This is a genomic window from Streptomyces sp. NPDC056600, from assembly GCF_042792855.1.
Taxonomy (GTDB): domain Bacteria; phylum Actinomycetota; class Actinomycetes; order Streptomycetales; family Streptomycetaceae; genus Streptomyces.
Window position 1 is genome coordinate 40,711 of sequence record NZ_JBHTVQ010000037.1, and the last position, 14,357, is coordinate 55,067.

A 14,357-nucleotide genomic window follows, 5' to 3' on the forward strand; every position below is an offset into this window, starting at 1 on the left:
CGCCGCCCGCCCTTCCGTGAGAGGGCCGCCTCCCTTTCCGGTTCACGTGCCGTTCGGCGCACAACCATCGGCCGTTTCCGCGTGTCTTCCTGGTGAGGCACACCCGCGCGCACCGCGCCCCGCCCTCGTCCGCTTCCCCAGGAGGAACACCATGGCGCTCCGCCGACCCGCCATATCGACCGCGGTGGCCGCCGCACTGATCGGATCGCTCGGCGTCCCGGTCCTCGCGGGCACCGCCTCCGCGGAGGCAGCCGCCCCCACCGTGCGCGAGGACTTCGACGGGGACGGCTACCAGGACGTCGCCGTCTCCGCTGCCGGCGCGAAGGTCGGCGGCCACCCGCTGGCCGGCTACGTCACGATCAGCTACGGCTCCGCGCACGGCATCGATCCCGCGCGTACGACGACCATCAGCCAGGACACCGCCGGCGTCCCCGGCGCGTCCGGGGAGAACAAGGTCTTCGGCTACGCGCTGGAGGCCCGTGACCTGGACGGCGACGGCCTCACCGACCTGGCCGTCGCCACCCGCGACTACCAGGAGGACACCAACGTCAGCGGTGCCGTCGTCGTGCTGTGGGGCCGGACGACCGGCGTCTCCGGCCAGGGCGCCGTCCGGATCGCCGCACCGGCGAACTCCGAGGTCGGCGAAGACCTCGCGGTCGGCGACTTCGACCACGACGGTCACGCCGACCTGTTCATGCGCCACGGCGACGAGTACGACTACCACGACGTGCTCTACGGTCCCATCGGCCGCGACGGCGTCCCCGCCCGCGAACAGCAGTTGCTGGTGTACAGCACCGACAACAACATCAACTCCACCGCCGTGGGCGACTTCAACGGCGACGGCATCGAGGACCTCGCCACCTTCTACGTCTACGAGAACCACGCCGAGGGCGGCAAGCTGTGGCTCGGCAGCGCCGACGGCCTGTCCACGGTCCCCTCGCGGCTGTCCTCCGCGTCGAGCACCGCCGTCGCCGACTTCGACCGCGACGGCTACGCGGACCTCGCCACCCGGGTCTTCCCCAACGGCATCACGGAGAACCTCGAGGACGACCCCGGCACCGTCAAGATCTTCTACGGCTCCGCGTCCGGACCCAGCTCGACGCGTACCAGGACGATCACGCAGAACACGTCAGGCGTGCCGGGCGTCAGCGAGAAGGGCGACGAGTTCGGCGGGCGGCTGAGCGCGGGCGACGTCAACGCGGACGGCTACCCCGACCTGGCGGTCGGCGTGCCCGGAGAGGCGATCGGCTCCAAGAAGAGGGCCGGCGCCGTCGTGGTGCTCAAGGGGGGCAAGGGCGGGCTCACCGGCACGGGCGCCCAGGCCTTCCACCAGGACACGACGAACGTCCCGGGCGTCGCGGAGTCCGGCGACGTGTTCGGCGGCTCGGTGCGGCTGCTCGACGTGACGGGCGACGGCAAGGCCGACCTGGTCGCCGGCGCGCCCGGTGAGAACCTGGGCACCGTGGTGAACGGCGGCGCGGTCTGGCAGCTGCGCGGCGCCACCTCCGGCGTGACGGCCTCCAAGTCGGTCGCCGTGAACCCGGTCGACATCGGGGCGCCGGCGGCGAAGGCGTGGTTCGGTTGGAACCTGAGCGGCGACAACGGCCCGGGCGTGATCATTCCCTAGCCCGCGTGGGCGGCCAACGTCTCCTGTTACTTGGCCAGTTGACGTGAGCCGTGCCTCGATCGCCCGACGAGGCGCGGCTCCGCGGCGGTGACACAATGCCCGCATGGATCATGCTGCGGCACGCTTGTGGACCGACTCCTGGGTGACGGCCTGGAACGCGCACGACCTGGACGCGCTGCTGGCGCACTTCACCGAGGACGTGACGTTCCGGTCGCCCGTGGCCGCCCAACTGCTTGGCGGCGACGGGGTGATGCGCGGCAAGGAGGCGCTGCGGGCCTACTGGACCGAGGGCCTCCGTCGCATCCCCGACCTGCGGTTCGAGGTGGTCGGCAGCTACGTCGGAGTGGACTGCCTGGTCGTCAACTACCGCAACCAGAGGGGCGGCCTGGTGAACGAGGTCCTGATCTTCGACGGTCCGCTGGTCCGTGAGGGGTACGGCACCTACCTCAGCGAGGACGCCAACCCGGCCGGGGCGCGGTAGACCCCGCTCGGGGCCACTGCGTGGTCCACGGCGGGGTTCTCAGGTGCCGTCCCGTCGAACGGCACCTTCAGCCCCGCCATCTGTCGCGGACCAACCATCGCCATCGCTGGCCAGACTGGTATCGCCACAGCCACCACGGCAGCAACCGGTGATCCACGAAGGACCACAGGTCATCGTCAGCTTCGTTGCCGCGAGGGAAGCCGCGCAGCAGATCGACACAGTGCTGGTCCACCGTTCGGTGCAGCCGTGCGACATGCGCCAGGGCGACAACGCCCTGGCGGCGGACCTCCGGATCGTCAGCCGCCATTGCCCGAGCGACCTGGGGCAAGATCACCCCCGCGTCGGGGTGGTTCAAGGCCAGGGCGATCACAGCCACCCCGACGAGCGCCTCACCCCGGCTGAACGCGGCCTCGACCTCCTCGGGTCGCGCGACCCGTCGCAGCGTGGACGCTTCCTGCCAGTTCAGGGCAGGTGCTCGTCCCGCAGGGTCGCTCGCGTCGGTGTCCACGATCCGACCCTGTCGAGCGGTGGCCGGCAGCCTCTCGCGTCAGGCGGCGACCCGGTCTGATGGCTTCGTGCCGGTCCCGCTCTCCGGTGACGTCGGCGTGAGGGTTCCGCGAGGCGCGGGCGTCCGGCGACGATATGTCGACGCATCGACATTCCAGGAGTCGTCACCGGTCCCCGGGCGGCAGTCTTTCCAACAGGGGGTCAGGTCGGGACAATAGGGACCCTATAGGTACCGACGGATCTAGCCTGGCCTCGTCCCGCGACACGGCCGTGGGCGGGTCCGGCGTGTGCCCCTGTTGACGCCGGCGTCCCTCGCGGCGTCCTGGCGGAAGGACGAGCGGCGTGGCGTACGAGGAGTACGGCGACGGGCCCCACGCGGTGATCGCGTTGCACGGCTGGTTCGGCTCGGCGGCGGCCTGGAGGCCGCTGCGTCCGCACCTGGACGGCGCCCGGTTCCGGTACGTGTTCCCCGACTACCGGGGCTACGGATCGCGCCTCGAGGAGTCCGGCGATTACTCGCTCAAGGAGGCCGCGGCGGACGTCCTCGGGCTGGCCGACCGCCTCGGGCTGGAGCGGTTCTCGCTGGTGGGTCACTCGATGGGAGGCGCGGTCATGCAGCGGGTGCTGGCCGACGCGCCGCACCGGGTACGCGCCATGGTCGGCATCTCACCGGTACCGGCCAGTGGGGTGCCGTTCGACGACCAGGGCTGGGCGCTGTTCTCCGGAGCGGCCGAGGAGCGTGCCAACCGGCGCGCCATCATCGACCTGACCACCGGTAACCGCCTCAGCGGGGTATGGCTGGACGCCGTCGTCTCCCAGTCGTGGCGCCACTCCACCCCCGACGCCGTGGCCGGCTATCTCCAGGCCTGGGCGAAGACCGACTTCCACACTGAGATCAAGGGCAGCACGGTCGAGGTGAAGGTGATCGTCGGTGAGCACGATCCCGCCCTGGGCGCCGACGTCATGGAGGCCACGTTCCGCCTGTGGTACCCGCGCTGCGAGGTGGAGGTGCTGTCCAACGCCGGGCACTACGCGATCGACGAGACGCCCATCGCCCTCGCCACCTCCGTGGAGGAGTTCCTGGCGCAGCGGTGACCCGTCCGGGCGGCAGCGCCGTACGGGGCGCTGCCGCCGGGCCCCGTATGACGCCTCCGGCGGCCGCGGAGGCCGGCCCCATCGGGCGCCGCCGTCGCTGAACCCGGCGCGGCCCCGACCGCGCCCCCCCGGCGGACCCGGCCCCGCTGGGGCCCCGCTGGGGGCATCGTCGTGACGGCCGCGCCGTGCGCGGCCGTCCAGCCGCCCCGCACCTCCACCGATCCCGCACCTCCACCGATCCCGCACCCCCACCGATCCCGCACCGCCGAAGAGACCGGGCGGGCAGCGGGTGCCGGGGCCCGCGCATTCGCCACGTTGAGGGCCAGGTCGCGGCGGCGCGGAAGCCCGATCGGGTGGACACGGCCGGTTCCGCCTGGGAAGATCCACCCTGCGGCCCTCGGCCGCTGACGTCCGCCGGTTTCCTTCTGTACCGCGGGCAGGCCGACCACGCGCCGGTTCGACCAAGGTCCTGGCGCGAAGGTCTCGGCACACCCGTCCCGCCACCCCTGTGAATCCCGCAGCCGGGCCAGGCCCCGCTCGCACGCGGCCGGACGTGATGCGCGCGGGCACGCCTGTGCGTGACCCGTGATTCGTGAGCACTGCGCAGCCGTCGTCACCGGGCGATCATCCCCGGCTCCGGGCGCTCCAGAGCATTCACCGCTGCGGTGAGGCAGCCGAAGCGCGCGATCCTCCCTCAGTCGTGAGGCGGCCACGTCACGCCTGATCCACGCACTCCCGGGCCAGGCCCAAGGCCTCGCCGCCGATGTCGTCGGCTGCCACCCCGTCATCCCCGTCATCCCGGTCATCCCGGTCCGATCAACGAGAGGTGTCTTCGCGATGCGTCCCACCCTGTACACCGTCGACCTGCCCGACTTCCCTGGCCGGCTGAGCACCATGGCGAAGCCTCGCGGCGCCGACTGGCTCGAGGACGAGATGCACGCCCTGCGCCGGGCGGGCGTGGACGTGCTGGTGTGCGCGCTGACGTCTCCCGAGCTCGTGGAGCTGGGCCTCGGCGGGGAGGCGGAGGCCGCCGCGGCCGCCGGGCTGCGGTTCGTCGCCATGCCCATACCCGACCGCACGGCGCCGGACGCCGACGCCGTCCTGCCGGTGCTGGGCGACCTCGCCGGGCGGCTGCGCGCGGGCGCGCACGTCGCGACCCACTGCCGGTTCGGCATCGGCCGGGCGTCGCTGCTCGCCGCCGCGCTGCTCGTGCTGAACGGGGTGGACCCGGAGATCGCCTGGACCCGCATCGAGGAGGCGCGTGGCCTCGCCGTCCCGGACACCTCCGAGCAGCGCAGGTGGGCCGCGAGGCTGAGCGGCGACGCGGACGGTGCCGGACGATTCTCACCGTGATTGCGGGTACTCGGTGGCCCGAGGATCTCCCAGCGACGTCGCCGGGGAGGAGACGCCGGAAGGGAAAGCCCGCTGTGACCGACGCGGCAAGACTGGACAAGGCCCTCACCGCCCTCGTGGTGGCGAGCCATATCGCCAGGCTCGAGGACCTGCCGGGCATGGTGCGTGAGCACGCCGAGGCCGCGGGGCTGCACGACGTCGTCATCCATGTGTCCGACCTCCAGGAGAAGGTGCTGCGCGAGGTCACCGGCCGGGGCCCCGACGCGGGCGCGGGCGGCACGGAGTACTCCATCGCGGGAACGCTGCCCGGGCTCGCCTACCGTCGGGTGGACATGATCGCCGAGCTGGACCCGTCGGGCGACGGTGGGCTGCGCCGGTGGTGGATGCCGGTCACCGACGGCGTGGAACGGCTGGGGGTCCTCCGCGCGGACACCGCCCTGGACGTCGAGGGTGAAGGTGTGCGGGACGCCCTGTACGCGCTGGCCTCGGTGGTCGCGCTGCTGCTGCTCAGCAAGAGGGCGTTCAGCGACTCCTACGCCCGCCTGATCCGGACCGCGCCGATGAGTGTCTCCGCCGAGATGCAGTGGCACCTCACCCCGCCCTCGGCGTTCGCGGGTGCCGGCACCACGGTCGCCGCGGTGTCGGAGCCCGCCTACGCCGTCGGCGGCGACGCCTTCGACTACGCGGTGGCCGACAGCACGCTCCATCTGGCCGTGTTCGACGCGATGGGACACGACGCCACCGCCGGACTGACCGCGAACATGGCGATCGGCACCTGCCGCAACGCCCGCCGCCAGGGCGCCGGGCTCGTCGAGACCTCGCAGGCGATCGAGAACGCCCTGATCGAGCAGTTCGGGCACAGCCGCTACGTCACCGGCATCCTCGCGGACCTCGACCTGCGCACCGGGCGGCTGACCTGGATCAACCGGGGCCACCATCTGCCGGTCCTGCTGCGCGCCGGACGATGGTCCCAGCAGCTGTACTGTCCGCCGGCCGGGCCGATGGGGGTCGCGCTCGGGCTGCCGGTGACCGTCCGGCAGGAGCAGCTGGAGCCGGGTGACCGGGTCGTGCTGTACACGGACGGCATCGTCGAGGCGCGGGACGACGAGGGCGAGGAGTTCGGCCTCGAGCGCTTCGTCGACTACATCGTGCGGCACAACGCCGACCACCTGACCGTCCACGAGACGCTGCGGCAGCTCATGCACGCCGTCGTCGACCAGCACGCGGGGCAGCTGGTCGACGACGCGACCGTCCTGCTCGCCGAGTGGCTGGACCCGGACCAGGACTGCCTGCTGCCCTGAGCGGGAGGGGCGGCGGCCGGACCCCTGGACGGGCCGGCCGCGCGGGCCGCCGCCGACCCGCGGCGGGGTGCGGGGCGCGGCGTACCCGCGTCTCAGAGCAGGACCAGCAGCTTGGTGCCCGGGATCAGCTTGCGGTTGACCGAGGTGGACTGGACGAAGACGGTGTACGCCTCGTTGCTTCCCGGCGTGACGGTGACCTCGCTCTCCGGGAGGCCGAGGAGCTGACGGGCGGCGGGGCCGGTGAAGACCTTGCCCGTCGTCCGGCCGGTCTTCGGGTCCTTCTCCGCGACCGCGATCTTCTTCCGGGGCTGGATCTTCTCGCGCTTGGAGAGCTCGTAGAAGGCGCAGCCCGTCGTGTACGGGTGGCCCGCGCTGGTGACGAAGTCGCGGATCGCCGACTGCTCGTCCACGGGTATGAGCACGTACTTGCCGGCGTCCAGCGCCTGGAGGCTGCCCTTGACGGCCGAGCTGCTGAGGTCCTGGCCCATCGCGAACAGGTTCCTGGTGCCGCGGACGCCCTGCTCACGGTCGCGCAGGAAGCGGGTGGCCGCCGACTTCACCGCCCCGATCGCCTCCTCGACGCCCTGCGCCGAGTCCGCGTCCCAGATGGAGATGTTGCCGGTCGGGAAGCCGTACTGCTGGGCGGTGCGCTTGGCCAGGGAGTTCGGCACCATGATGGCCGAGGTCCAGTGGTCGGGGAGGCCGTTGAGCTTCTCGGCGATCCTGGTCCGCCACTCGTCGAGCAGCGCGCGGCCGTTGGGCAGGTGGTCGTGGCGCGAGCCGGTCTCGTCGGCGCCGGAGGCGTTCTCCTCGCCGTCGGTGACGACGACCTGGAGGAAGCTGTGCTCGCCGTACTCCTCCCAGATGTGCTCGAGGTCGTCGAGCGCCTTCACCGACGCCTGGATCAGCGCCGTCGCGCCGTTCTCCACGGTGTACAGGCCGCGCATGGACGGCAGATGCTTGACGTCCATGTCCCAGACCAGGTTCTCCACCAGGTGGTCGAAGGCGTAGAGACTGATGCGGGTCTCGTGGCCGAGGCGGTCGGACTCCTCCGCGAGGCCCTTCACGAACTCGTCGACGACGCGGATGAGTTGCTCGGAATGCCCCTGCATCGAGCCGGACTTGTCGATGACCAGGGCGACATGGTTGACCAGGTGCTTCTTGAGGCGGGCCTTCACCGTCGTGCTCATCGCGTCGATTCCCTTCGGTTCGTCTCCCCGCGACCGTGACTGTGGACGGACGTGCGGGGATACGGCTTCTCGGACGAAGGGCGTGGCCAGCCGCCCTCAGCGAAGCGCCGGGACCGCGAACCCCGGCGCCTGGACGGTGTGTTCCGTCCGGCTGATGTCTCCAACTCTAGGGAGGACCACTGACAACGCGTGAGCACGGCGGTGGGGCCGCACGTCGGGCCCGAACCGTGGGCCCTGAGGGAGAGGCGCGCAGGTCAGGCGCGGGCCGTCGGGCGGCCGAGGTACCAGACCGGGCCGTCGTCCTCGACGGTGAGCTCCTTGAAGCCCATACGGTCGTAGAACGCGCGGGCGCGGGTGTTGGACTTCGACATGCACAGGTGGACGGCCTCGACCCCCGACGCGTGGAGGGCGTCGAGGAAGGTCTCCATCAGCGCGCGCCCGAGGCCGTGGCCCTGGCACGCCGGGAGGATGTCGATGTGCAGGTGAGCCGGATACGGCGGCAGTTCGGGGCGGACCATGCGCTCCGGGTTGTGGAGGAGGCCGGCCATCACCTCGTCCATGTCGGGCTCCCCGCCCCGCGGCCGGGGTGCCGGGTAGGTCTCGGCGGCCGCCGGAAGCCAGTGCTCGCGGAACCAGGTGGCGAAGGCGGGGGTGTCGGCGGTACCGAGGATGTAGCCGACCGCCTCGCCGTTGCCGTCGTCCACGACGAAGGCGAGCTCGGGCTCCCGGTCGACGTAGGGGTACGCGAAGAGGAGGGGGAGGATCTCCGGGTCGGCGTAGTGCGGGGTGGCGTCGCCGCCGTCGTAGGCGGTGAGGACGCAGACCTGGCCGACGGCCGGGCGGTCGGAGGGACGGTAGGGGCGGACGAAGGGCGCGGCAGTCATGGCCCGATCATGACACCGGGCCCCCGGCCGGGGAACGGGCTTTCACCCACGGGACGGTGAGCGGGAAAGCGGAACGGCTTCCGCCGGGCCGAGGGGCGCCGAAGAGGTCACCGGGGTGGTGGTGCGGCGCCATCGCTCGCGAGACCTGGCCGGCTGGGACCGCGACCGAGGCGCCCAGCGGGTCTTCCGCCGCGCAGCCACCGTGGGTCCGTCCGCCGCGAGGGTCACCCCGGCAGGCCAGGGCAGGACCGTTCCGCCCGGCGCGGCACGCGCACGCACATGCGCCGGTCGCGGGCCGGCCCGGCCGCGTCGGAACCTGCTCCCGGCCAGGGGCGGACCGCAGCCCGCCCCCGCCGGAGGACCGACCACGCAGGCGCGAGCCTGCCGGGCCGGGCGGGAGACGCCCGGGCCAAGGTGCGCCCCCCGGTAGGGGCGCACCCACCAGGCAGGGGCGGGAACCGCGCCGCCCGGGAACGGACCCGGGCCCGAGCCCGCCCGGCAGGGCAGGCCCCCCGCCAGGGGCGGACCGCCCTTCACTCCTCCTCCGGCCTCCCTCCCGGGAGCGACCCGTGGGTGGCGACGAAGGCGGAAGGGTCCCAGCTGCCTCCCAGGCGGGGGGAGAGCCAGTCCGGTGCGGCCCGGCGGAAGGCCCAGGGGGAGAGGGCGCCCACGCCCTCCGGGACCGCGCCCAGCAGCGGGGCGCCCGCCACTCGGGGCAGGTCCGCCAGGTTGCAGCGGGCGGCGAGGTCCGGGCGCCGGGGCCAGCTGCCGATCACCACGCCCAGCTGCTCGAGCCCGCGGGCGTGCAGCGCCTCCGCGGTCAGCGCCGTGCTGTTGAGCGTGCCCAGGGCCGCCGGAGCCACCACCAGCACCGGCGCCCGGAGCAGCTTCGCGGCGTCCGCCAGCGTGGCGTCGCGGTCGTCGAGACGGACCAGCAGACCGCCCGCGCCCTCGACGAGCACGAGGTCGTGCTCCTGGGCCAGGTCCTCGGCCGCCTCCGCCACCTGGTGCGCCCGCACGGGCGGCAGCCCCGCCCGCTGGGCGGCGGTCGCCGGCGCCAACGGGTCGGGATAGCGGGCCAGTTCGACCGCGGTGACGGCCCCCGCCTCCCCGGCCAGACGTGCCGCCTCGGCCGCGTCCCCGTGCTCGCCCGCCGCGAGCCCCGTCTGGGCCGGCTTCAGCACGGCCACCGAACGGCCGGCCGCCACCGCCAGCGCGGCCACCGCCGCGGTGACCATGGTCTTGCCGATCTCGGTGCCCGTACCCGATACGACGATCACTGACATGTCGCTCCTCGCGCTCCTGCCCACTTCGTTCAGCCGGCCGAGGCCGCGGCGCACACCGCGCGGCAGATCCGGGCCAGGTCCTCGTCCTCGGTGACGTACGGCGGCATCACGTACACCAGGTCACGGAAGGGGCGCAGCCAGACCCCCTCGCGGACCGCCGCCGCCGTGGCCGCGGCCATGTCGACCGGGTGGTCCAGCTGGACGACGCCGATGGCGCCCAGCACACGGACGTCGGCCACGCCCGGAAGCTCCCGGGCCTCCGCCAGACCCTCGCGCAGGCCCGCCTCCAGCCGCTTGACCTCCTGCCGCCAGTCCTGGCCGAGCAGCAGGTCGACGGAGGCGCCGGCGACCGCGGCCGCCAGCGGGTTGCCCATGAACGTCGGGCCGTGGGCCAGGACAGGCACCTCGCCGCGTGAGATGCCCTCCGCGACCCGCGAGGTGCACAGGGTGGCCGCCATCGTGAGGTATCCGCCGGTCAGGGCCTTGCCCAGGCACATCACGTCCGGGGCGACCTGGGCGTGGTCGGCCGCGAAGAGCTCGCAGGTCCGCCCGAAGCCGGTCGCGATCTCGTCGAACACGAGGAGCACGTCGTGCGCGTCGCACGCCTCGCGCAGCACCCGCAGGTAGGCGGGGGAGTGGAAGGCCATGCCGCCCGCGCCCTGCACGACGGGCTCCACGACCACCGCGGCGGTCTCGTCGGCGTGCGCGGCGATCAGGTCGGCCAGACCGCGCGCGTACGCCTCGTCGAATTCCGCGGGTGGCGCGTCCGCGAAGATCTGGCGGGGGAGCACGCCCTGCCACAGCTCGTGCATCCCGCCCTCCGGGTCGCACACCGACATCGGCTGCCAGGTGTCGCCGTGGTAGCCGCCGCGCCAGGTCAGCAGACGCCGCTTGCCGGGCCGGCCCAGCGAACGCCAGTACTGAAGGCACATCTTGAACGCCACCTCGACCGCGACCGAGCCGGAGTCGGCGAGGAAGACGTGCCGCAGCGGTTCCGGCGTGATCTCCACCAGGCGCGCCGCCAGCCGCACCGCGGGTTCGTGGGTGAGGCCGCCGAACATCACATGGCTCATCCGGCCCAGTTGCGCGGTCGCCGCCTCGTTGAGGACGGGGTGGTTGTAGCCGTGCACCGCCGACCACCAGGACGCCATCCCGTCGACCAACTCCCGCTGTCCGTGCACCTCCTGGGCGAGGCGCAGGCGCACCCCGGAGGCGGACTCGACGAGCAGCGGGTCGGTGCGGCCCGGCATCGGGCCGTACGGGTGCCAGACGTGCGCCCGGTCCAGGGCGAGCAGGGCGTCCGGGCCGACCTCAGGCATTGGGCGCGAGGTCCGTTCCGGCACCGCGACGGCGCACGGCGACCAGGTCGGGGCGCGCCGCGTCACCCGCCGCACCACCCGCCCCACGACCGCCCTCGGAGGCCACCGCGGCCTCGGCCCCCGGCTCCGCGTGACCGCACGACCCGCCACAGCCGGCCGACGCGGCCTCGCCGCAGTCGGCCCGCGCGCCCTCACCGGCCCCGTCGGCCGCCGCGTCCCCGCCGCACACCGACCCGCAGCCGCCCCCGGCCACCCGGTGCCGCGGCAGCGTGGGCGTCCCCGCCCCCTCCACCTCGAACCCGGCGTCGGCGATCATCTCCAGGTCGGCCCGGCCGGCCTGGCCCTCGCTGGTCAGGTAGTCGCCCAGGAAGATCGAGTTGGCCAGGTGCAGCGCCAGCGGCTGCAGCGTGCGCAGGTGGACCTCACGGCCGCCCGCCAGACGCACCTCGACGTCCGGGCAGACGAACCGCACCATCGCCAGGATCCGCAGCGCGCGCTGCGGCGTGAGGTTCCACTCCTCGGCAAGCGGCGTGCCCTCGAAGGGGATCAGGAAGTTGACCGGCACCGAGTCGGGGTCCAGGGCGCGCAGGGCGAACACCACGTCCACCAGGTCCTCGTCGCTCTCGCCCATGCCGGCGATCAGGCCGGAGCAGGCGGACAACCCCGCGGCGTGCGCCTTCCCGACGGTGTCGACGCGGTCGGCGTAGGTGTGCGTCGTGGTGATCTCGCCGTAGGTGCTCTCCGAGGTGTTCAGGTTGTGGTTGTAGGCGTCGGCGCCCGCGTCCCGCAGCCGCTCGGCCTGCCCGTCGGACAGCAGACCCAGACAGGCGCACACCTCCACGCCCTCGTTCTGCTCCTTGACGGCCTCGATGGTGCGCGACACCCGGTCGAGGTCCCGGTCCGTGGGACCGCGGCCGCTGGCCACCAGACAGACCCGCTTCGCACCTCCGGCCACGCCGGCCGCGGCCGCCTCGGCCGCCTCCTCCGGCTTCAGCCACGTGTACTTGAGGATCTCGGCCTTCGAGCCGAGCCGCTGCGAGCAGTACGAGCAGTCCTCGGGGCACAGGCCCGACTTGAGGTTGACGAGGTAGTTGAGCTTCACCCGGCGGCCGAACCAGTGGCGGCGCACCCGGCCCGCCGCGGCCACCACATCGAGCAGATCGTCGTCGGAGGTCGCCAGCACGGCGAGGGCTTCTTCACGGGAGGGCGACTCACGTCGGAGCCCCTTCTCCACCAGAGCGGCAAGCAGATCCATGGCCTTGATCCTTGCTCACGCGGCGGACCAGGCAAAGGAGGAAACGGACAACAAGGCGCGGGATGGCGTGTGTGGATGACCACACGTCGTGACCGGCCGACTGCGGCTAGGGTCGGTCCGTTGCGCCCGCACCACCGAGACGAGGACCGGACCGCCATGCCGCTGGCCTGCCAGGACGCCTTCGAATGGATCGACGAGGAGGCCCGCCGTCGCGAACGGGCGGGCCTGGTGCGGGCCCTTCGCCCCCGCGGGGCGGAGGAGGCGGCCGGTGAGGACGCGCCGCTGGATCTGGCCGGAAACGACTACCTCGGCCTCACCCGCCATCCCGAGGTCACGGCTGCCGCGGGCGCCGCGGCCGTCCGCTGGGGCGCCGGGGCGACCGGCTCCCGGCTGGTCTCGGGAACGATCGCGCTGCACACCGAACTCGAGGCCGCGCTCGCCCGGTTCTGCGGATTCGAGGCGGCCCTGGTGTTCTCCTCCGGATACGCCGCCAACCTCGCCGCGCTCACCGCGCTCGGCGGTCACCAGGACGGTCTGGTCGTCTCCGACGCGGGCAACCACGCCTCGATCGTGGACGGTTGCCGCCTCGGGCGGGGTGAGACCGCTGTGGTGCCGCACGCCGATCCCGAGGCCGTGCGCAAGACCCTGGCCGCCCACCCGGGCCGCCGGTCCCTGGTCGTCACCGACTCCGTCTTCTCCGTCGACGGCGACGCCGCGCCGCTCGGCGCCCTGGCGGACGTCTGCCGTGCTGCGGGCGCCGCGCTGCTGGTCGACGACGCCCACGGCCTGGGCGTGCTCGGGGACGGCGGCCGCGGGGCGGTGCACGCGGCCGGGCTCGCGGGCGCACCCGACACGGTGGCGACGGTGACCCTCTCCAAGTCCCTCGGGAGTCAGGGCGGCGCCGTGCTCGGCCCGGCCAGGGTGGTCGAGCACCTGGTCAACACCGCGCGGACGTTCATCTTCGACACCGGTCTCGCCCCGGCCGCCGCCGGAGCGGCCCTGGCCGCGCTGGGCCTCCTGGAGCGCGAACCGGAGCGCGCGGCGCGTGCCCGGGAAGTGGCGTCCGCCCTGCACGAAGGTCTCACGGCGGCGGGCCTCACCGCGGCACGGCCGGACGCGGCGGTGGTCTCCGTGCGGGCGCCGTCGCCGGAGGCGGCCCTGCGCTGGGCCGCCGACTGCCGGGCGGCCGGCCTGCTGGTCGGGTGCTTCCGGCCCCCGTCCGTCCCCGACGGCGTCTCACGGCTGCGGCTGACCGCCCGCGCGGACCTCACCGACCGGCAGATCCGCACGGCGGTGCACACGGTCCTCGCGACCGCGCCGACCGCGGCCCGGCGGGAGACCGACACCGCATCCTGATACGGCGCGTCGGAAATAGTTGCGCCCGCAAGGGAGTTGGGGCCGTACACAGCGCCGACGCATCGACGCGTCGACGTTCGACCGCGACACCGGGAGCACCTGTGAACCGTTCGTTCCTCTTCCTCCTCGGCAGCGCCCGGCAGGGCGGCAACACCGAGACGCTGGCGCGCGCCGCGGCCGAGCAACTTCCCGACGGCGTCGAGCAGCGGTGGCTGGACCTGGCGCGGCTGCCCCTGGCCGGCTACGCCGACGCACGCCACTCCGGCGAGCCCTGGCCCGAGGTGAGCGGGCCGGAGGCGGAGAACGAGGCGCTGCTGCGGGAAGCCACCCTCGCGGCCACCGACATCGTGATCGCCTCGCCGCTGTACTGGTACTCGGTCTCGTCGTGGACCAAGGCGTACCTGGACCACTGGTCCAAGTGGCTGACCGTTCCCGACCTGGACTTCCGGGCCCGGATGGCCGGCGGCACCCTCTGGGGCGTCGCGGCCATGGGGGACCGGGACGAGACGGTCGCCGAGCCGCTGCGGCTCATGCTGGGCAACACCGCCGCCTACCTGCGGATGCGCGACGGGGGCCTGCTGCTGGGCAACGGCTCCGGCCCCGGGCAGGTCCTGGACGACGCGCGGGCACTGAGGCGCGCCAAGACCTTCTTCGCCCAGGAGGCCTCGCTCGCCCGTTCCGCCGGGCGGTAGACGTCTCCCGG

At 73.4% G+C, this 14,357-nt stretch carries 13 protein-coding genes; 7 read left to right on the plus strand and 6 right to left on the minus strand.

Features of this window, described 5'->3' with window-relative positions:
* Positions 1–151: 151 nt before the first annotated feature.
* Positions 152–1,627 carry an FG-GAP and VCBS repeat-containing protein gene (locus ACFRAV_RS19115; protein WP_382557041.1) on the plus strand — a complete coding sequence of 492 codons (1,476 nt, stop codon included), beginning with the start codon at positions 152–154 and terminating at the stop codon, positions 1,625–1,627.
* A gap of 103 nt (positions 1,628–1,730) precedes the next feature.
* On the plus strand, positions 1,731–2,108 hold the full coding sequence (locus ACFRAV_RS19120; protein WP_382557044.1) for a nuclear transport factor 2 family protein: 378 nt from the start codon (positions 1,731–1,733) through the stop codon (positions 2,106–2,108).
* Positions 2,109–2,175: 67 nt separating this feature from the next.
* On the opposite strand, the gene ACFRAV_RS19125 is transcribed toward ACFRAV_RS19120, so the two are convergent.
* Complete coding sequence (locus ACFRAV_RS19125) at positions 2,176–2,616, minus strand: hypothetical protein (protein ID WP_382557046.1); 441 nt, start codon at positions 2,614–2,616, stop codon at positions 2,176–2,178.
* Positions 2,617–2,957: 341 nt separating this feature from the next.
* Between ACFRAV_RS19125 and ACFRAV_RS19130 the strand changes: the two genes are divergently transcribed.
* The 3 genes from ACFRAV_RS19130 to ACFRAV_RS19140 all read left to right on the plus strand — a co-directional run bounded on the left by ACFRAV_RS19130 (position 2,958) and on the right by ACFRAV_RS19140 (position 6,364).
* Entirely contained in the window at positions 2,958–3,710 is a 753-nt protein-coding gene (locus tag ACFRAV_RS19130) for an alpha/beta fold hydrolase (protein ID WP_382557048.1), read from the plus strand.
* Positions 3,711–4,547: 837 nt separating this feature from the next.
* Positions 4,548–5,063 carry a tyrosine protein phosphatase gene (locus ACFRAV_RS19135; protein ID WP_382557049.1) on the plus strand — a complete coding sequence of 172 codons (516 nt, stop codon included), beginning with the start codon at positions 4,548–4,550 and terminating at the stop codon, positions 5,061–5,063.
* 74 nt (positions 5,064–5,137) lie between these two features.
* Complete coding sequence (locus tag ACFRAV_RS19140) at positions 5,138–6,364, plus strand: PP2C family protein-serine/threonine phosphatase (protein WP_382557052.1); 1,227 nt, start codon at positions 5,138–5,140, stop codon at positions 6,362–6,364.
* Between the two features lie 92 nt (positions 6,365–6,456).
* On the opposite strand, the gene ACFRAV_RS19145 is transcribed toward ACFRAV_RS19140, so the two are convergent.
* The 5 genes from ACFRAV_RS19145 to bioB all read right to left on the minus strand — a co-directional run bounded on the left by ACFRAV_RS19145 (position 6,457) and on the right by bioB (position 12,298).
* Complete coding sequence (locus tag ACFRAV_RS19145) at positions 6,457–7,554, minus strand: VWA domain-containing protein (protein WP_382557054.1); 1,098 nt, start codon at positions 7,552–7,554, stop codon at positions 6,457–6,459.
* Between the two features lie 254 nt (positions 7,555–7,808).
* Positions 7,809–8,438, minus strand: a complete 630-nt coding sequence (locus tag ACFRAV_RS19150) for a GNAT family N-acetyltransferase (protein ID WP_382557055.1) — start codon at positions 8,436–8,438, stop codon at positions 7,809–7,811.
* 533 nt (positions 8,439–8,971) lie between these two features.
* Positions 8,972–9,724, minus strand: coding sequence for a dethiobiotin synthase (bioD, locus tag ACFRAV_RS19155; RefSeq protein ID WP_382557057.1), 753 nt, complete (start codon positions 9,722–9,724; stop codon positions 8,972–8,974).
* 29 nt (positions 9,725–9,753) lie between these two features.
* A complete protein-coding gene (locus tag ACFRAV_RS19160) occupies positions 9,754–11,043 on the minus strand; it encodes an adenosylmethionine--8-amino-7-oxononanoate transaminase (protein WP_382557060.1) in 1,290 nt (429 codons plus the stop codon).
* Positions 11,036–12,298 (minus strand): biotin synthase BioB, encoded by a 1,263-nt coding sequence (gene bioB / locus ACFRAV_RS19165; RefSeq protein ID WP_382557062.1) that lies wholly within the window; start codon positions 12,296–12,298, stop codon positions 11,036–11,038. The genes ACFRAV_RS19160 and bioB overlap by 8 nt, the downstream gene beginning before the upstream one ends.
* Positions 12,299–12,454: 156 nt before the next feature.
* Between bioB and ACFRAV_RS19170 the strand changes: the two genes are divergently transcribed.
* Entirely contained in the window at positions 12,455–13,654 is a 1,200-nt protein-coding gene (locus tag ACFRAV_RS19170; RefSeq protein ID WP_382557123.1) for an 8-amino-7-oxononanoate synthase, read from the plus strand.
* 101 nt (positions 13,655–13,755) lie between these two features.
* Positions 13,756–14,346 carry a flavodoxin family protein gene (locus ACFRAV_RS19175; protein ID WP_382557064.1) on the plus strand — a complete coding sequence of 197 codons (591 nt, stop codon included), beginning with the start codon at positions 13,756–13,758 and terminating at the stop codon, positions 14,344–14,346.
* Positions 14,347–14,357 lie beyond the last annotated feature (11 nt).